This window comes from Pseudomonas soli, assembly GCF_900110655.1.
Lineage (GTDB): Bacteria > Pseudomonadota > Gammaproteobacteria > Pseudomonadales > Pseudomonadaceae > Aquipseudomonas > Aquipseudomonas soli.
The window spans coordinates 611,079-627,649 of sequence record NZ_FOEQ01000002.1; the positions used below are offsets into that span (position 1 = coordinate 611,079).

At 65.3% G+C, this 16,571-nt stretch carries 15 protein-coding genes; 6 read left to right on the top strand and 9 right to left on the bottom strand.

Annotated features, from left to right (window positions below; genetic code table 11):
* Nucleotides 1-89: 89 nt before the first annotated feature.
* Both efp and earP read right to left on the bottom strand, forming a co-directional pair.
* Nucleotides 90-659 (bottom strand): elongation factor P, encoded by a 570-nt coding sequence (gene efp / locus BMY03_RS07400; protein WP_011532839.1) that lies wholly within the window; start codon nt 657-659, stop codon nt 90-92.
* A 48-nt stretch (nt 660-707) separates the two neighbouring features.
* Nucleotides 708-1,841: an elongation factor P maturation arginine rhamnosyltransferase EarP gene (gene earP, locus BMY03_RS07405; protein WP_094010668.1), complete on the bottom strand. Its 1,134-nt coding sequence runs from the start codon at nt 1,839-1,841 to the stop codon at nt 708-710.
* A gap of 135 nt (nt 1,842-1,976) precedes the next feature.
* Between earP and BMY03_RS07410 the strand changes: the two genes are divergently transcribed.
* A complete protein-coding gene (locus BMY03_RS07410; RefSeq protein WP_094010669.1) occupies nt 1,977-2,375 on the top strand; it encodes a hypothetical protein in 399 nt (132 codons plus the stop codon).
* A 2-nt stretch (nt 2,376-2,377) separates the two neighbouring features.
* Nucleotides 2,378-2,860: a GreA/GreB family elongation factor gene (locus tag BMY03_RS07415; protein ID WP_094010670.1), complete on the top strand. Its 483-nt coding sequence runs from the start codon at nt 2,378-2,380 to the stop codon at nt 2,858-2,860.
* A 7-nt stretch (nt 2,861-2,867) separates the two neighbouring features.
* On the opposite strand, the gene BMY03_RS07420 is transcribed toward BMY03_RS07415, so the two are convergent.
* Nucleotides 2,868-3,803, bottom strand: a complete 936-nt coding sequence (locus tag BMY03_RS07420) for a LysR family transcriptional regulator (RefSeq protein WP_094010671.1) — start codon at nt 3,801-3,803, stop codon at nt 2,868-2,870.
* Nucleotides 3,804-3,921: 118 nt separating this feature from the next.
* Here BMY03_RS07420 and BMY03_RS07425 point away from each other — a divergent pair, with 118 nt between their 5' ends.
* A complete protein-coding gene (locus BMY03_RS07425) occupies nt 3,922-4,671 on the top strand; it encodes a 3-oxoacyl-ACP reductase family protein (protein WP_094010672.1) in 750 nt (249 codons plus the stop codon).
* Nucleotides 4,672-4,775: 104 nt separating this feature from the next.
* Here BMY03_RS07425 and BMY03_RS07430 read toward each other — a convergent pair whose 3' ends face one another.
* Nucleotides 4,776-5,660, bottom strand: a complete 885-nt coding sequence (locus BMY03_RS07430) for a LysR family transcriptional regulator (protein ID WP_038705656.1) — start codon at nt 5,658-5,660, stop codon at nt 4,776-4,778.
* A gap of 108 nt (nt 5,661-5,768) precedes the next feature.
* Here BMY03_RS07430 and BMY03_RS07435 point away from each other — a divergent pair, with 108 nt between their 5' ends.
* A complete protein-coding gene (locus BMY03_RS07435; protein WP_094010673.1) occupies nt 5,769-6,956 on the top strand; it encodes an MFS transporter in 1,188 nt (395 codons plus the stop codon).
* A 74-nt stretch (nt 6,957-7,030) separates the two neighbouring features.
* Here BMY03_RS07435 and BMY03_RS07440 read toward each other — a convergent pair whose 3' ends face one another.
* The 5 genes from BMY03_RS07440 to BMY03_RS07460 are packed head-to-tail and all read right to left on the bottom strand — an operon-like array spanning nt 7,031 to nt 13,334.
* Nucleotides 7,031-8,383: a TolC family outer membrane protein gene (locus tag BMY03_RS07440; protein ID WP_038705654.1), complete on the bottom strand. Its 1,353-nt coding sequence runs from the start codon at nt 8,381-8,383 to the stop codon at nt 7,031-7,033.
* Between the two features lie 9 nt (nt 8,384-8,392).
* Nucleotides 8,393-9,685: an HlyD family type I secretion periplasmic adaptor subunit gene (locus BMY03_RS07445; RefSeq protein ID WP_094010674.1), complete on the bottom strand. Its 1,293-nt coding sequence runs from the start codon at nt 9,683-9,685 to the stop codon at nt 8,393-8,395.
* Complete coding sequence (locus tag BMY03_RS07450; protein WP_038705652.1) at nt 9,682-11,403, bottom strand: type I secretion system permease/ATPase; 1,722 nt, start codon at nt 11,401-11,403, stop codon at nt 9,682-9,684. Before BMY03_RS07450 ends, BMY03_RS07445 begins: the two co-directional genes overlap by 4 nt.
* A gap of 43 nt (nt 11,404-11,446) precedes the next feature.
* Complete coding sequence (locus tag BMY03_RS07455) at nt 11,447-11,824, bottom strand: AprI/Inh family metalloprotease inhibitor (RefSeq protein ID WP_094010675.1); 378 nt, start codon at nt 11,822-11,824, stop codon at nt 11,447-11,449.
* A 52-nt stretch (nt 11,825-11,876) separates the two neighbouring features.
* On the bottom strand, nt 11,877-13,334 hold the full coding sequence (locus tag BMY03_RS07460) for a serralysin family metalloprotease (protein ID WP_023630981.1): 1,458 nt from the start codon (nt 13,332-13,334) through the stop codon (nt 11,877-11,879).
* A 440-nt stretch (nt 13,335-13,774) separates the two neighbouring features.
* Between BMY03_RS07460 and BMY03_RS07465 the strand changes: the two genes are divergently transcribed.
* Nucleotides 13,775-14,152 (top strand): hypothetical protein, encoded by a 378-nt coding sequence (locus tag BMY03_RS07465; protein WP_038705650.1) that lies wholly within the window; start codon nt 13,775-13,777, stop codon nt 14,150-14,152.
* A 229-nt stretch (nt 14,153-14,381) separates the two neighbouring features.
* Complete coding sequence (locus BMY03_RS07470; protein WP_094010676.1) at nt 14,382-16,511, top strand: TonB-dependent siderophore receptor; 2,130 nt, start codon at nt 14,382-14,384, stop codon at nt 16,509-16,511.
* The last annotated feature ends 60 nt before the right edge of the window (nt 16,512-16,571 follow it).

The window sequence follows — 16,571 nt, forward strand, 5'->3', positions numbered from 1 at the left end:
CGACTTGCCCCGCGATAAAGGCGACACGGTTTCACGAGCACAAAAAAACCCGGCCAAGGCCGGGTTTTTCGTGCTCATCGCAAGAAGGATTACTTCTTGGAACGGCCCTTGAAGCTGTTGTCGCGAGTGTCGATGTCGATCCACTCGTCGATCTGGATGAAGTCGGCAACCTGGATCTCGGTACCGTTCTTCAGCTTGGCAGGCTTCATGACCTTGCCCGAGGTGTCGCCACGTGCGGCGTTCTCGGTGTAGGTAACCTGGCGGCTGATGGTGGTCGGCAGTTCTACCGATACCAGGCGGCCTTCGAAGAAGACGGCTTCGCAGATGTCTTCCATGCCTTCTTCGATGTACGGCAGAACGGCGTCGATGTCTTCGGCGTTCAGCTCGTACATGGTGTAGTCGGTGGTGTCCATGAAGGTGTACGAGTCACCGCTGATGAACGACAGGGTCGCTTCTTTGCGATCCAGGATCACGTCGTCCAGCTTGTCGTCCGCACCGTATACGGTTTCGGTCTTGTAGCCGGTCAGCAGGTTCTTCAGCTTGGTCTTCATGATCGCGCTGTTACGGCCCGACTTGGTGAACTCAGCTTTCTGAACCAGCCACGGGTCGTTGTCGATCCGCAGTACGGTACCGGGTTTCAGTTCTTTACCAGTTTTCATTACGAAGTATCCGAATCTGGATGGATTTATAAAAATCGAGGCCGCGTATCATAGCGAATTTCGGTAAAACTGTACCAGCCTCGTGGCAAGGTCCGGCCGAGCGGCCTGCGTGGCCTGCCACTGGCGGGCATGTTCGCGCACTTCCTGCCAGTGCGGCTGCAGCGCCTGCCAGGCCTGCCCCATCGGGCGGTCCATGTTCCAGGCCCGCCACAATTCGCCCAACGCCTGCCCGGCGGCGGCCGACAGCCCATGGCAATAAAGGGCTAGGAATGCTTCGAGCTTTTCCCAGTGGGCGTTCTCTTCCTGGATGTAGATGTGCCACAGCATCGGCACGCCGGCCCATTGCGCCCGCACGAACGAATCCTCGCCGCGCACGGCGTTGAAATCGCAGCTCCACAGCAACCGGTCGTAGTCGTCCTGGCTGACGAAAGGCAGCACCTGGACCGTCAAGGCGCCGCGCCGATGCAGCGCCCCCACGGCCAGGTCCGCCTCGCCCAGCCAGTGGCCGAGGTCGCCCAGGATGCGCCCTTGCGGTACCAGCAGGTGGCTGGGGTGCGCGCCTTCGGCCAGTAAGTCGAGCCAGTTGCCCAACTGTGGATTCTCGTAGGCGAACAGCGAGATCAGCCGCGCCCCGGCCTCGGGGTGGACGCCCAGCCCTGCCAGGAACCTCGCCCGCTCATTCGGCGCCTGGCGGAACGCCTGGCAACGGGGCAGCAAGGCAGCTTCGCGCAACAGGCCACCGGTCTTCTCGGTGAAACCCGGGAAGAAAAAGAACTTGCGCAACCCATTGGCCTGGGGCGACGGCAAGCCATGGCAGCCATCCACCCAGTCTTCGGCACTGAGGTAGTCCAAGTTCAGCCACAAGGGCGGCTTGGCCTGCTCGCCCATGGCCTCGACATAGGCCTGCGGCAGCTGGCAGGCGAAGGCGCCCACCACCACCTGCGCCGGCTCCGCGCCTTGCCACGTGGCCGGCCAGTGGCGTACCTCGACCCCCTGCCGCCACTGCTGCTCGGCTTGGCTGTCGGCCTCTGGGCACAGGGGCACGAAGGCTTGCAGGTCATCCACCCACAGGCGCACGGCCAGGTCATGCTCGCTCGCCAGCTGGCGCGCCAGGCGCCAGGTGACGCCGATGTCGCCATAGTTGTCGACGACCGTGCAGAAGATGTCCCAGGTGATTTTCATCGCCACGTTCCGTTACCTGCGGAAAAAAGACCGCGGATTTTGCTGAAAAATGCCGGCCAACAAAAGCGCGGCGCTGAAAATACCTGCCGCGGCATGCGAGAATGGCGCCCTCGCCCCGCCTGCCAGGAGGCCACCATGCCCCGCCCCCGCGAATTGAAGATCACCCTGAAACCGGTGCAACTGGTGCTGTGCGTCGCCCTCGGCCTGTGGCTCGGCGCATTGGCGATCGCCGTGAGCCTGTGGCTGGCCCTGCACTTGTGGCCACAGCAGGTGCAACCGCTGGTCGAGGCCACCGCCCCCGCGCAGGTCCTGCCTGCGCCAACCGCTCCTCCAGCGCCACCGGCCGATGCCCAGGCGCAGATGTTCGAACATTACAAGGACATCCTGCACAAGCAGGAATTGCAGCATGCCGCCGAGGCCGCCCAGGGCAACCCGCGCAACCTCAACAGCCCCAAGTGCCAGTTCTGGCTGCAGCAGAACCGTACCGCGCCGACCGACAAGAGCCAGGCCAACGTATTGGAGTTCTGCTACTGACCATGGACAAGGCCACCCTGCTGCAGCGCATCGTCACCACCCTCGAGCACGACATGGAGGTGCTGCGCCGCGCCGCCCAGACCGCCTACGAGGCCGCCACCGCCGAAGAGAATATCGCCGAGAACAAGTACGACACCTTGGGGCTCGAGGCTTCGTACCTGGCCACCGGACAGGCTCGGCGCACCGCTGAGATCCGCCAGGCGCTGCAGACCTACCAGCAACTGGTACCGCGCGACTATGACCCGGCGCGGGGGATCCAGGTCGGCTGCCTGGTGACCCTGGAGGATGAACAGGGCCTACGCCGCAGGCTGTTCCTCGGCCCCGAGGGCGCCGGCTTGAAGATTGGCGAGGGAGAGGCGCTGGTGACGGTAATCACACCTCGCGCACCGCTAGGCCAGCAACTGCTTGGCAAGCGCGTGGATGACGAAGTACGCCTGGTGCTGGCAGGGGTGGTGCAGGTGCAGTTCATCATCGATATTGTCTGATCGGGCGTTATCGCTGCAAGGCGTCGAAACGCTGTGCCAGCCCCTGCTCGGCAAACTCCTGCACCACGAAATCAATGAAGGCGCGGGTCTTGCCCGGCAACAGCTTGCGCTCGGCGTAGTACAGGCTGATATGCCCATCGTCGACGTACCAATCCGGCAACACCCTGCACAGGCGGCCTGAGGTCAGGTAAGGCAAGGCGAACGGCAGGCTGACCAGGGCGATGCCCAGGCCCTGCTCGGCCACCGCGCAGGCAGCATCCGAATCGCTCATGGTCATGTGTTGCGGCAGCCGCAAGGGTTGTTGCTCCTGCCAGCGGCTGGTCAGCGGCCAGCTGCGCACCCTGCCGGTCTGCGGCGAGCGGATGAGGATGCCGGTGCAAGCCTGTAACTGTTCCGGCCGATCGATCGGCCCGTGCTGCCGCACATAGCCCGGCGAGGCCACCAGCACTCGATGCGCGGGCGTCAGCTTGCGTGCCACCACCCCGGGCGGAAGGTCGAACCCACCGCCGAGAGCAGCATCGAAACCCTGGCCGATCAGGTCGACCTGGCGGTTGTCGAAATGCCAGTCCGGCGAGATCGCCGGGTAACGGCGCAGGAACTCGCCCAACAGCGGCACAACGTACAAGCGCCCGAACACCGTGCCCATGCTCACCCGCAGCAGCCCCGCCGGTTGCCCCTCGGCGCTGGCCAGGTTGGCCATGGCATATTGGATGGTACGCAGGCTGTCGCCGACCTCGCCCAGGAAGCGCTGCCCGGCCTCGGTCAATGTGAGCTTGCGCGTGCTGCGCTGGAACAACCGCACCCCCAGGCGCGCCTCCAGTTGGGCGACGTTCTTGCCCACCGCCGCCGGGGTCAATGACAAACGCCGGGCCGCCTCGGCGAAACTGCCGACCTCGGCACTGCGCACGAAGCATTCCAGGCTACTGAACGATTCCATACTCATGATTAACAACCAAAGGTTTACTCTGTATATCGCGATTACCATCTTATCAGCATGCAATCCACGTTCGATACTGTGTCTATCCAAGGCATCCGGCCTTGCTTGAACGCAGGAGATCAGCATGTCCCAAGCACTTCCTCTCACCGGCAAGGTGGCCCTGGTCCAGGGCGGTTCCCGTGGTATCGGCGCGGCCATCGTCCGCCGCCTGGCCCGCGAAGGCGCCAAGGTCGCCTTCACCTATGTCAGCTCGAGCGCCAGCGCCGAGGCCCTGGCAGGCGAGATCAACAGCGGCGGCGGCCAGGCCCTGGCCCTGCGTGCCGACAGCGCCGACACCCAGGCCGTGCAGCAAGCCGTGGCCGATACCGCGAAGGCCTTCGGCGGCCTGGACATCCTGGTCAACAACGCCGGTGTGCTGGCGGTGGCGCCGGTCGCCGAGTTCGACCTGGCCGACTTCGACCGACTGCTGGCGGTCAATGTGCGCAGCGTGTTCGTGGCCACCCAGGCGGCAGTGAAGTACATGGGCCAGGGCGGACGGGTCATCAACATCGGCAGCACCAACGCCGAGCGCATGCCGTTCGCCGGCGGCGCGCCCTATGCCATGAGCAAGTCGGCGCTGGTCGGCCTGACCAAGGGCCTGGCCCGTGACCTCGGGCCGCAGGGGATCACCATCAACAATGTGCAGCCAGGGCCGGTGGACACCGACATGAATCCGGCCAGTGGCGAGTTCGCCGAGAGCCTGATCCCGCTGATGGCCATCGGGCGCTATGGCCAGGCAGACGAGATCGCCAGCTTCGTCGCCTACCTGGCGGGGCCTGAGGCCGGCTACATCACCGGCGCGAGCCTGCTGGCCGATGGTGGTTTCGCGGCCTGATTTGTAATTGCCTGCGCGGGCCTCATCGCCGGCAAGCCGGCTCCCACAGGTACAGCGCCGCGTTCAAGATCCGCGCCGCACCTGTAGGAGTCGGCGGTCAAGGGTTATCCATCGGCCGCCAGCAGTTTTTCTTCAAGTACGTCCAGAAACGCCCGCGCCGCCGGCGTGGGGCTGGGCGACCACACCGCGTACAGATGCCGCACCGGCGCATCTACCAGGGGCACCATCGCGACCTGCGTGAAACCCCGAGCGATCCGCTCGGGGACCAGGCCCACGGCCATGCTCCGCTGCACGAACTTTTCCACCAGGCGGATATGACCGATCTCGAACTGCACCCGATGCCGCAACCCTGCCGCCTGGAACGCCTCGTCGGTCTGTCGACGCGCCCCGGTGCCCTCGGGAAAGTCCACCAGCACCTCGTCGGCCAGCTCGGCCAGGGCCAGCTGAACCCTTCCCGCCAACCGATGGCCAGGCGGCAGTACCGCCACCAGTTCCTCCCGCGCCAGCAGGCGATGCTGCACGCCGTGCAGCGCCTCGCCCTGCCACAGGCCGATGAAGCCCACGTCAAGACGCCGCTCGCAGACGTCCGTCACCAGCAACTCGCTCTTGGCGGTCAACCAGCGCACGTCCACATCAGGGTAGCGCTCATGAAACACTGCCAGCAGATCGACCAGGTCCAGCGCGGTGAGCGAGCTGATCTCGCCGATCGACAAACGTCCACGCACCTGCCCGCAGGCGGCGGCAACATCCTCGGCCACCCGCCGCGCCGCCGCCACTGCCGGCCGGGCACTGAGCACGAAGGCCTCGCCGGCCGGGGTCAGGCGCACCCGCCGCGAACTGCGCTCGAACAGGCTTACCCCCAACTGTGCCTCCAGCCGTGCCACCTGATGGCTGAGGGCCGATTGCACCACGTGGCAGCGTTCGGCGGCGCGGGTGAAACTGCCGGTGTCAGCCACGGCCAAGGCGTATTCGAGCTGCTTCAGGTTCATGGATCTATCTGTTTTAGAGATGGATAAGTTGATAACTATACATTAGCGTCATGAAGGACACTTCCTGATACTTGTCGCCACACAACCTTGCCTGCAACGAGACTGCCCATGAATTCCCCGACCCTGAGTCGCGCCCTGATCCTGCTGATGGCCACCGCCACCGGCCTGGCCGTGGCCAGCAACTACTACGCCCAGCCCCTGCTGCACAGCATCGCCGAGCAGTTCGGCCTGAGCACCGCCAGCGCCGGCACCATCGTCATCGCCGCCCAGCTCAGCTACGGCGCCGGGCTGCTGTTGCTCGCGCCACTGGGCGATCTGTTCGAGCAGCGGCGGCTGATCGTCACCATGGTGCTGATCGCCACCGCCGGGCTGGTGATCAGCGCCTGCGCGCCAAGCCTGCCGTGGCTGTTGTTCGGCACGGCGCTGACCGGACTGTTCTCGGTGGTGGCCCAGGTGCTGGTACCCATGGCCGCCGCGCTCAGTGCTCCGGATCAACGCGGCCGCGCCGTGGGCACGCTGATGAGCGGCCTGTTGCTGGGCATCCTGCTGGCGCGCACCGCCGCAGGCTTCATGGCCGAGCTGGGCGGCTGGCGCAGCATCTACGTGCTGGCCGCGGTGCTGATGGCCGTCAGTGCCCTCGCCCTGTACCGCAGCCTGCCGCAACACCACAGCCACGCCGGCTTGAAATACCCGGCGCTGATCGGCTCGGTATTCCGCCTGTTCGTCGAGGAACCGGTGCTGCGCCTGCGCTCGCTGCTGGGTTTGCTGGCGTTCAGCCTGTTCGCGCTGTTCTGGACTCCGCTGGCGTTCCTGTTGAGCGAGGCGCCCTACCATTACTCAGACGCGGTGATCGGCCTGTTCGGCATGGCCGGAGCGGTTGGCGCACTGGCGGCGAACTGGGCCGGGCGCTTGGCCGACCGCGGCAAAGGCTCGCTGGGCACCACCGTGGGGCTGGTGGCGCTATTGTTGTCGTGGGTGCCGCTGGGGTTCGCGCAGAGCTCGCTGGTGGCGTTGCTGGTGGGCGTGCTGTTGCTCGACCTGGCGGTGCAACTGGTCCACGTGAGCAACCAGAACGCGGTGATCGTGCTGCGCCCCGAGGCGCGTACGCGGCTCAATGCCGGGTATATCACCTGCTACTTCATCGGCGGAGCGCTGGGGTCGCTGCTGGGCACGCAACTGTTCGAGGTGCATGGCTGGGATGGGATCGTGGTGGCCGGGCTGGTGATCGGTGCCCTGGCGCTGCTGGTGTGGGGGCTGGCTGAGGGCAAGCGGAGAAAGGCAGCGGTGTCAGCCTGAATGCTTTTCAGTCACTCGCCTACCAGCGTGGGAGCGGCGAACCGCCTCTCCCACGCTGGTAGGCGATCAGAGCATCAACCGGATTTGCCCTCAATGAACGCTTCGTCCACCCGCGCCAGCTGGGTCTCGCTCAACACCCCGGCCTGGTAATGCAACTTGATCCACGCCAGCAGGTAGTCGTAGCGCGCCTGGGCCAGGTCGCGGCGGGTGGTGGCCAACTGCTGTTCGGCGTTGAGCACGTCCAGGTTGACCCGCTCGCCGCCTTGCACGCTCTTGCGCGTGGACACCACCAGCGCCTCGGCCGCCACCAGCGCCCGCTGGTAGGCACGCAGCTGGCTGGCGCCGGACTGGCAGGCGTTGTACTGCTTGCGCAGTTCGATCAAGGCGCTGCGCGTGTTGCCGTCGAGCTCATACTCGGCCTGCTCCAGGTGCCGGCTGGCCTGGCGGGTCGAAGCCAGCACCCCGCCCCCGGCGAAGATCGGCACGCTGACTTCGATGCCCACGGTATTGGTGTCGTAGCGCTGGTTGTAGGTGTTGCCGCTGTCCGACTCCTGGCGCCGCGAAGTAGCGAACGCGGTGACCTTGGGCAGGTGCCCGGCACGATTGCGCTCGACCTCGTAGCGCGCCACTTCCAGGGCCTGGCGCGATGAAGCCAGTTGCGGGTTGTTGGCCAGGGCCCGCTCCTGCCAGGCCTCGTAGCCGCTGGGGTCGACCACCGGCAGGGCGAAGCCCAGGCGCAGCGGCGCCAGGTCCTCGACCCGCACCGCCGGCTCGCCGATCAGCGCGCCCAGTTCGCGCAGCGCGGCATCCTGTTCGTTGCGCGCCTTGATCTCCTCGGCATCGGCCAGCTCGTAGCGGGCCTGAGCCTCGAGAATATCGGTGCGCGTGCCCTCGCCGGCGTCGAACAGACGCTGGTTCTGCTGGAACTGCTGGCGGTAGGCCTGCTTGCTGGCGACGCTGATGGCGATCTGGTCCTGGGCGAACAGCGCCTGGGTGTAGCTGGTCATCACCCGCACCAGCAGTTGCTGGCTCTGGTCACGGAAGCTCTCATCGGCGAACAGCGCCTGGGCCACGCCCTTGCGATAGCTCGAATAGGCTTCATAGTCGAACAGCGGCTGCTGGAGGATGAAGGTCGAGCCCATGCTGTTGTAGGTGCGGTCCTCCTTTTGCCGGCGCGAATCGCCGAGGTAGCGCACCTCGGAATCGTTGCGGCCCTTGTTGTAGCTGTACGACAGGCTGGGCAGCAGGCCGGCGCGGCCGATGGCGCGGTATTCCTGGCCGGCTTCGCGGGCCTTGAATGCCGCGAGGTAGGTCGGGTCGCGGCGCAGGGCCTGCTCGTATACCTGGAACGGCCCCATGGCGGCCTGGGCGGCGGTCGGCAGCCAGGCGCAGGCCAGCAGCAGCCCGATCAGTGGGAACTTCTTCACTGGCAGTCCTTATTGTTCGGTCAAGGCGGTGCCTGCACGGTCGAGCAGGGGTTTGAACAGGTAGTTGAGCAGCGAGCGCTCGCCGGTGCGCACGAACAGCTCGGCGGGCATGCCCGGGCGTATGGCCAGCCCCTGCAGACGCGCCAGCGCTTCTTCGCTGACCGTGCTGCGCAGCACGTAGTACGGCTGGCCGCTGCGCTCGTCGATCAGTTGGTCGGCCGACACCAGCGCCACTTCCCCGGTAACCCGTGGCGTGCGGTTCTGGTTGAAGGCGGTAAACAGGATGTCCACCGGCAACTGCGGTGCCACCTTGTCCACCAGGTTCACCGGCAGGCGCCCTTCCACTTCCAGCGCGGTGCCCTGGGGCACGATCTCCAGCAGGGTATCGCCGGCCCGCACCACGGCGCCTTCGGTGTGCACGCCAAGGTTCACCGCGATGCCGTCGGCCGGTGCGATGATCTCGCTGTGCTGTAGCTCGAAGTGCGCGGAGTTGAGCTGCTGCTCCAGAGTCGCGGCCTTGACCTGGGCTTCGGCCAGCTGGCTGCGCACCTCTTTCTGATATTCCTCGCGGCGCTGCTGCAAGTTGAGCCGGGCTTCGACGATCACCTGCTCCAGGCGCGCGCTTTCGCCGGCGTTCTGCGCCAGGTCGCGCTGCACCTGCGACAGTTGGCGCTGGTATTCCAGCACGCGGTTACGCGGGATATAGCCCTCGCCGGCCAGCGGGCGCAGGCTGTCGAGCTGCTCGCGCAACGAGTCGGCCTGGGCCTGCAGGTCGCCGCGCGCCCGGCGCATGCCGGTCAGCTGGGCCTGGGAGCCGTCGATGCTGGCGGCCAGGGCGCCCTGCTCGCGGGCCTGGGCCTGGCGGCGGCTGTCGAACAGCTGGCGCTGGCCTTCGAGGATCAGCGCCAGGCGGGCGTCGGCGTCTTCGAGCAGCTCCGCGGGAAACTGCACCTGGCCTAGGTTGTCACGCTCGCTCTGCCAGCGTGCCAGGGCGGCGCGGGTCATGCGGTACTGGGCCTGCAGCGCATCGACGTCGGCCTGCACCTGGGTGCGGTCGAGGCGGAACAGCGGCTCGCCCTGGCGCACCAGCTGGCCTTCGCTGACCAGGATGCGGCTGACCACGCCCGCGCCCATGGACTGCACCGCCTTGCGCTTGCCCGACACCACCACGGTACCTTGCACCGGCACGCCCTGGTCGAGCGGGGCGAAGCTGGCCCAGGCCATGAAGCCGCCGAAACCGACCAGGGTCAGCCACCACCCCAGACGAACATGGAAACGTGCATCACGGGTTTGCTGGCTCATGCGCCACCTCCGGCTTGCAGGGGTCGTTGCGCCGGGGCCTGGCCCATGGCGTGGAGGATGTCGCGGGCCGGGCCGAAGCCCTGCATGCGCCCTTCGTTCATCACCAGCAGCTTGTCGGCCTGGGCCAGCGCCGCGCTGCGGTGGGTCACCAGCACCACGGTGCGACCCTGAGCCTTGAGCTGGACGATGGCGTTGGCCAGGGCGGCTTCGCCGTGGCTGTCGAGGTTGGAGTTGGGTTCGTCGAGCACGATCAGCCGGGCATCGCCGTACAGGGCGCGGGCCAGGGCGATGCGCTGCTTCTGACCGCCGGAGAGATCCACCCCCTCCTCGCCCAGGCGCGTGTCATAGCCCTGGGGCAGGCGCAGGATCAGGTCATGCACGCCCGCCAGGCGCGCCGCCTCGACCACCTTGATGCCGTCCAGTTCGCCAAAGCGGGCGATGTTCTCGGCGATGCTGCCGCGCAGCAATTCGATGTTCTGCGGCAGATAGCCAATGTGCGGGCCCAACGCGTCGCGGTCCCATTGGCTGAGCTCGGCGCCATCAAGGCGCACATGGCCGCCGAGGGTCGGCCAGACGCCGACCAGCACCTTGGCCAGGGTCGACTTGCCCGAACCCGAAGCCCCCAGCACGCCGAGCAGTTCACCCGGCGCCAGGGCGAAGTGCACCTGCTGCAGGGTGGCCAGGTTGCGCCCGGGCGGGCCAGCGCTGACCTGCTCCACCGCCAGTTGCCCGGTAGGCACCGGCAGGGGCATCGGCGTCGGCGTCTCGGGGTGTTCGCGCAGCAGCCCGTCCAGGCGCTGGTAGGCCAGCTGCGCGCCGCTCCACTGTTTCCACACCGCAATCAACTGGTCGATCGGCGCCAGCACCCGGCCCATGAGGATGGAGCCGGCGATCATCATGCCCGGGGTCATCTGCCCTTCGATCACCAGCAGCGCGCCCAACCCCAGCACCAGCGATTGCAGGCACAGGCGCAGGCCCTTGCTGGTGGCGGTGATCACCGCCGAGGTGTCGCTGGCCTTGTTCTGCAGGTCGAGGAAACGTCCATGCAGGCTGAACCAGCGCTGGCGCAGCGCGCCAAGCATACCCATGGCCTGGATGCTCTCGGCGCTCTGCAACTGGCTGCCGGCCAGTTGCGTCGACTGCTGCTGGAAGCCACTGGCCTCGGCCAGGGTGGCATGGGTAAGGCGCTCGTTGAGGATCGCCAGGGCGATCAGCAGCAGCGCGCCGACCGTGGCCATGACGCCCAGCCAGACGTTGAAGGCGAAGATCACCGCCAGGTAGATGGGGAACCAGGGGGCATCGAAGAAGGCGAACAGCGCGGGGCCAGTGATGAACTGGCGCAGCTGGGTCAGGTCGCCCAGGGCCTGGCCGGCGGCGCCGTCGCGCTGGCGCAGATTGCGTTCGAAGGCGGCGCGATAGACCTTCAGGTTGAACGTCTTTTCCAACTGGTTGCCGACCCGAATGACAATGAAACTGCGTACGGCCTCGAGCCCGCCGATATAAACGAAGAAGCCGACAACCATCAATGTCAGCACCCACAAAGTTGTCGTGCTCTGTGAACTCAGTACACGGTCGTACACTTGAAGCATATATATCGACGGCACCAGCATGAGCAAGTTGATCAATGCCGTGAAACAGCCAACGCTGATCAACGTCGACTTATGTTCGCCGAGTGCCGCCCACAAAGGCGCCCCGGGCTTTTTGCTCGGTAGTTTCATGTTTCGCCCTTGCTTGCCTGAAACTTTTAAGTTTCAGGCCGGGTTATTTGTCCAGGTGCTGGAGCACCAGTTGGGTACCGTCCGGCCGGGTCCAGGCGTAACGCTTGGCCCCCTCGCGGCTGAAGTGCACCACGCTGCTGCCGTCGCCGCCCACCAGGGCCAAGGTGTCAGGAGTCACCAGCCAGCTGCCGGGGCGCAGGCCCAGCAGGTCCCTGGCGCAATCCAGGTCGCCTTCGATTTCGCCTTCGTTGGCGCCCAGGTGCAGGTTGCAGGCTTGCACCTGCTGCTGTTCGGGGTAAAGCGTCCAATCACCGGCCATTTGCGCGGCGTTGGGGAGTAACAGGCTGCTCGCCATACCTACCTCGGTCATCGACATCAGGGTAATCGCGGCCAGCGCGATCGTTCGCAAGCTTGCTTTCATTCGTCTGCCTCGCCGACAAAAGGGCGACGCGCGAGCGCCGCCCCCTGTTACATCAGACCACGATGTCGGTGACAGCGGCCTGGCCAACGGTGGTCACCAGGAAATCAGCCGACGCGTTTCCGGTGAAGTCGATGGACAGGCTGCCCAGGTTGGTGGCCTGGTCGTAGGTCAGCAGCGCCTCGCCGGCATGGCCGGTGAAGGCATTGACGAACTGCAGCGGCAGCTTGTTCACGGCGAACGCGGAGATGGCCGACAGGTCGATCTTGTCCACGCCCGAGGTGAAGTCCATGATGCGGTCCGGCGCCGCCTTGGTGGAGTCGCTGACAGCCGCGAACACGAAGGTGTCCGAGCCGCTGCCGCCCCACAGCTGGTCGGCGCCGCCGCCGCCGTAGATGATGTCGTTGCCGGCACCACCCTTGAGCACGTTGGCCAGCGCATTGCCGATCAGCAGGTCGTTGCCCGAGCCGCCGATGGCGTTCTCGATGGTCACGCCCTTGGCGATGGACACGTTGCCAACCATGCCGCCGACATCGGAGAACGACGCTTCGTTGAGGTTGATCTTCTGGTTCTGGGTGAAGCCCGAGAAGTCGAAGGTGTCGTTGCCGCCACCGTCCCACACCGAGAACACCAGTTTCGACGAGGCCGAGGTGGCCGAGTAGAAGTCGCGATCAGCGGTGGAGTTGAAGCCGTAGGTGGTGTCGCCGGCACGGGTGGCGTAGTTGGCGCCGTAGAGCTTCTGGATCGCCAGGATGTCGTCCATCAGCGGGGCCGAGGCGTAGTACTGCCCGCCGCCCTTGATGAAGTTCTGCCCGTTGTTGCTTTCGCTCCAGTAGCTCATGACGCTGTAGCCACGAGTGTCCTGGGCGTAGTCGGCGTCACGGTAGGTCGGGTTGCCTTCGCCGGCGTTGTAGTCGCCGGGGTGGGACAGGCCGAGCACGTGGCCGATCTCGTGGGTCAGGGTCTGGCGACCATAGTTGCCGGTGCCCGGGGTGATGTTGACCTGATAGCCGCTGTTGATCAGGTACCAGGACTCGCCCTTGTGCGAACCCGGGCCGTCGAACGGCAGGTAGGCGAACGCCGCGCCGCCGTTGCTGGCGCTGAAGTTGCCGAAGGTCATGTGGCCGTCACCGCCCGAGCCTGCCTCGGTGAAGGTGACCTTGGCCACGTCCGCCCAGGACTGCATGGAGAGCTTGGCCTGTTGTTTCTGCAGGTCGCTGAACTGGCTGAACGAGCCCAGTCCGCGGCTGTAGAAGTCAGACGGTGCCTTGGTCAGGAAGGTATAAGTAAGGCTGATCGTGCCGTCCTTGTTCAGGTCCTTCCAGGCTGCGCCATCACGCAGGAGGTGGTCGGCGGCCTGGTCGACCGTGAAGGACTTTTTGCCATTGATGTTCGCGCCGCCGCGATCGTACTGGTGGGCAAAGCTATCGATCAGGCCAAAGGACGAACTAGGTCCCTTCGGCTGCAGTGCGGAAACGGCCGAAACAATAGCGTTTTCTTTGACTTTCGACATGCAGGTTACTTCCTTGTTTACAAAAAAGCAGTTGATGTCAGACAGGATTTCCCACCTGGCGAGAACTTCCTGTCACTCGCCTTTATGAGGCGCAAAAAAACTGACACACAATGAAACTTGATGTCCAGCGTTTTTTGACGCCATTTTTTCGTTTTCGAAAACTCAACTGTGTCGTCCTAATTTGCGCAAACTGCGATGGATCAATGTCGGCAGCGACAAGCATTAGTTCCAATCATGTCTCCAGGACTTTATAGACAACGATTCGAAGTTTACTTTCGAAAATGCGACGAGTGCCTGTTGTTTGCCCTCAACGCTTCGTTTAGGCGCTTTACTACGCGACAACCTGCCGCACGACCCTCCGTCGCCTCGGCGTTGACTTGCCAGCGTGTGGAGCGCTCAGTAGGCGTTGGTCGAAGACCCCTTCCTGACAGGACGACACAATGACAAGGCTCACGGTGCAATCCGGCGATTTCTTGCAAGGTGAAGGCGAGTATCGCAATGGAGCGCTCACACTCAAGACCCCGCGCAGCCCTTCGCCCGGCGAGCGCATTTCGCTGGCGCGGATTACGGATCTGAAACTGGCCAACCTCGAATCGACCCGCAGCTTGGGCACCGCCCTGGGCTGGGGAGTGGCCGGCGCCCTGGTGGCCGGCCCGGTCGGCCTGCTCGCCGGCCTGCTGCTGGGCGGCAAGGAAGAGGAAGTCACCTTCCTTGCCACCTTCAAGGATGGCCGCAAGCTGCTGGCCATCACCGACGGCAAGACCTGGTCGAAGATCGACGACAACTGGCGCCGTTACCAGCGCCCGGCGGCGGCCTGAATCGCGCCCCGCTTCGTTCGTATTGACTGTACTGGCGTCATCGCCGGCAAGCCGGCTCCCGCAGGAAACGCGCATGCCTAAGCCTTGTGCGGTATCGGTGGGAGCACAGGCGCGCCGGATCCCACGTCTGCATCCCTGAAAGCCTCGGCAGCCTGCTACCATGGCGCCCTTTTGCCTGCCCGACAGCTGCCGAGCGATAACGGCGCGTCTGCTTTTCAAGGAGCCTTGCATGACCCCGCTTCGCCCCCGCCTGCCCTTGGGCCTGCTCGGCCTGGGCCTTGCCCTGCACAGTGGCCATGGCCTTGCCGACGACAGTGTGGCCCTGGCCCCCGTGCGCATTTCGGATGTTCAGGACAGCGGCTACCAGGCACGCGAAGCCCAGGTCGGCGGCCTGCACAGCGCGTCGCTGCTCGACACCCCGGCAGCGGTCAGCGTGTTCAGCCGCCAGCTGCTGGACGACCGCCAGGTGCGCAAGCTAAGCGAGGTGCTGCAGAGCGATGCCTCGGTGGGCGAAAGCTATGCGCCGATCGGCTATTACGAGAACTTCAACGTGCGCGGCTTCGAGCTCAACGCCGCCAGCAGCTACCGGGTCAACGGCCAGACCATCGCCGGCGAGCAGAACGTGGCGCTGGAGAACAAGCAGCAGGTGGAGCTGCTCAAGGGACTGTCCGGGTTGCAGAGCGGCGTGTCAGAGCCCGGCGGGCTGGTCAACTACGTGACCAAGCGCCCGGAGGATGTGCGCAGCATGAGCGTGTCGAGCAACGAACAGGGCGAGCGCTACCTGGCCACCGACCTGGGCGGCTGGTTCGGCGCCGAGCGCCAGCTGGGCCTGCGGGCCAACCTCGCCCACGAGGACATTCGCTCCTATGTCGATCATGCCGACGGCAAGCGCGACTTCGCCTCCGTGGCGCTTGACTGGCAGATCAACCCGAATGCCGTCCTGGAGCTGGATGCCGAGTACCAGCACCGCGAGCAGTATTCGGTACCCGGCTATCAACTGCTTGGCGGCAACCAGCTGCCCCATGGCGTCGACCCCAAGGATCACCTGGCCTGGCAGTCCTGGGCCAAGCCCGTGCAGAACGACTCGCTGAACCTGGGCGGGCGCTTCAAATACCAGTTCAACGACAACTGGAACGGTACCCTCAGCGCCTCGCGCAGCAAGGTAGTAATTGATGACTACAGCGCATTCGCCTGGGGTTCGAGCGAAGGGTCCTACTTCGGCAGCAATGGCGACTACGACATCTACGATTTCCGCAGCCCTGACGATACCCGCCGCATCGACGAAGCCCAGGCCATGCTCGACGGGCGCTTCGATGCCTTGGGCGTGAGCCATGAGCTGACCGTCGGCACCAGTGCGCAACGCCGCACGCTCGACCAGCGACCGGGCTACAACGAGTGGCGAGGCACGGGCAACATCCATACCGGTGCGCCAGCGGTGGAGCCGTCGGACAAGCCCATTGGCAGTAGTGAACGCCGCCTGGACAGCCGCCAGTACGGCCTGTTCTTCAGCGACCGCATCACCTTCAACGACAATTGGCAGACCGTGATCGGTGCCCGGGAAGTGCGCCTGGATGAAAAGACCTGGGACCAGAATGGCGTCGCCGGGCGCCACACCCGACAGTACCAACTGCTGCCCAACGCAGCTTTGATCTACAAGCCGCAGCCGGACACCACCTTGTACGCCAGCTATGCGAAAGGCTTGTCCTCGGGTGGCACCGCCCCCTGGTATGCCAGCAACGCGTTCGAAATCCTCGCCCCGACCCTGTCGCGCCAGCTCGAAGTCGGCATCAAGCGTGACTGGCAGGGCATGAGTTTCAGCGCGGCCCTGTTCCAGATCCGCCAGGCGTACCAGTATGCCCGCCCCGACGGAACTCCGGCGCCGACCTACGTGCAGTCGGGCCAGCAGAAAAACACCGGCCTGGAACTCGGCGCCAGCGGCTGGGCAACCTCCAACCTGCAGATCCAGGCCAGCGCCGCAGTGATCCGCGCCCGGGTGCAAAACAGCGACACCGCCGCCTACGAAGGCCACCAGGCAATCAACGTGCCGCGCCTGCGCGCCGCGCTGCAGGCCGACTACGCCCTGCCCGTCCCCGGCCTGGCCCTGCTCGGCGGTGCACGCTACAGCGCCAGCAAGTACGCAAGCTCAGCAGGCAATGTCGAAGTCGGCGGCTACACCGTATTCGACATCGGCAGCCGCTATCGCACGAACATCGGCGGCTACGACACCGTGCTGCGCCTGACCGTGGACAACGTCTTGGACAAGCGCTACTGGCGCGACGTGGGCGACTACCTGGGCGACAACTACCTGTTCCAGGGCGCGCCGCGCACGGCACGACTGTCGGCCTCAGTAAGTTTCTAAAGGGGCTGCTTCGCAGCCCATCGCCGGCAAGCCGGCTCCCACAGGAGATCGCATTACCTT

What these genes read in the sequence shown, in the direction of transcription:
- efp (WP_011532839.1), bottom strand. Translation starts at nt 659, where the DNA reads ATGAAAACTGGTAAAGAACTGAAACCCGGTACCGTACTGCGGATCGAC.
- earP (WP_094010668.1), bottom strand. Translation starts at nt 1,841, where the DNA reads ATGAAAATCACCTGGGACATCTTCTGCACGGTCGTCGACAACTATGGC.
- BMY03_RS07410 (WP_094010669.1), top strand. Translation starts at nt 1,977, where the DNA reads ATGCCCCGCCCCCGCGAATTGAAGATCACCCTGAAACCGGTGCAACTG.
- BMY03_RS07415 (WP_094010670.1), top strand. Translation starts at nt 2,378, where the DNA reads ATGGACAAGGCCACCCTGCTGCAGCGCATCGTCACCACCCTCGAGCAC.
- BMY03_RS07420 (WP_094010671.1), bottom strand. Translation starts at nt 3,803, where the DNA reads ATGAGTATGGAATCGTTCAGTAGCCTGGAATGCTTCGTGCGCAGTGCC.
- BMY03_RS07425 (WP_094010672.1), top strand. Translation starts at nt 3,922, where the DNA reads ATGTCCCAAGCACTTCCTCTCACCGGCAAGGTGGCCCTGGTCCAGGGC.
- BMY03_RS07430 (WP_038705656.1), bottom strand. Translation starts at nt 5,660, where the DNA reads ATGAACCTGAAGCAGCTCGAATACGCCTTGGCCGTGGCTGACACCGGC.
- BMY03_RS07435 (WP_094010673.1), top strand. Translation starts at nt 5,769, where the DNA reads ATGAATTCCCCGACCCTGAGTCGCGCCCTGATCCTGCTGATGGCCACC.
- BMY03_RS07445 (WP_094010674.1), bottom strand. Translation starts at nt 9,685, where the DNA reads ATGAGCCAGCAAACCCGTGATGCACGTTTCCATGTTCGTCTGGGGTGG.
- BMY03_RS07450 (WP_038705652.1), bottom strand. Translation starts at nt 11,403, where the DNA reads ATGAAACTACCGAGCAAAAAGCCCGGGGCGCCTTTGTGGGCGGCACTC.
- BMY03_RS07455 (WP_094010675.1), bottom strand. Translation starts at nt 11,824, where the DNA reads ATGAAAGCAAGCTTGCGAACGATCGCGCTGGCCGCGATTACCCTGATG.
- BMY03_RS07460 (WP_023630981.1), bottom strand. Translation starts at nt 13,334, where the DNA reads ATGTCGAAAGTCAAAGAAAACGCTATTGTTTCGGCCGTTTCCGCACTG.
- BMY03_RS07465 (WP_038705650.1), top strand. Translation starts at nt 13,775, where the DNA reads ATGACAAGGCTCACGGTGCAATCCGGCGATTTCTTGCAAGGTGAAGGC.
- BMY03_RS07470 (WP_094010676.1), top strand. Translation starts at nt 14,382, where the DNA reads ATGACCCCGCTTCGCCCCCGCCTGCCCTTGGGCCTGCTCGGCCTGGGC.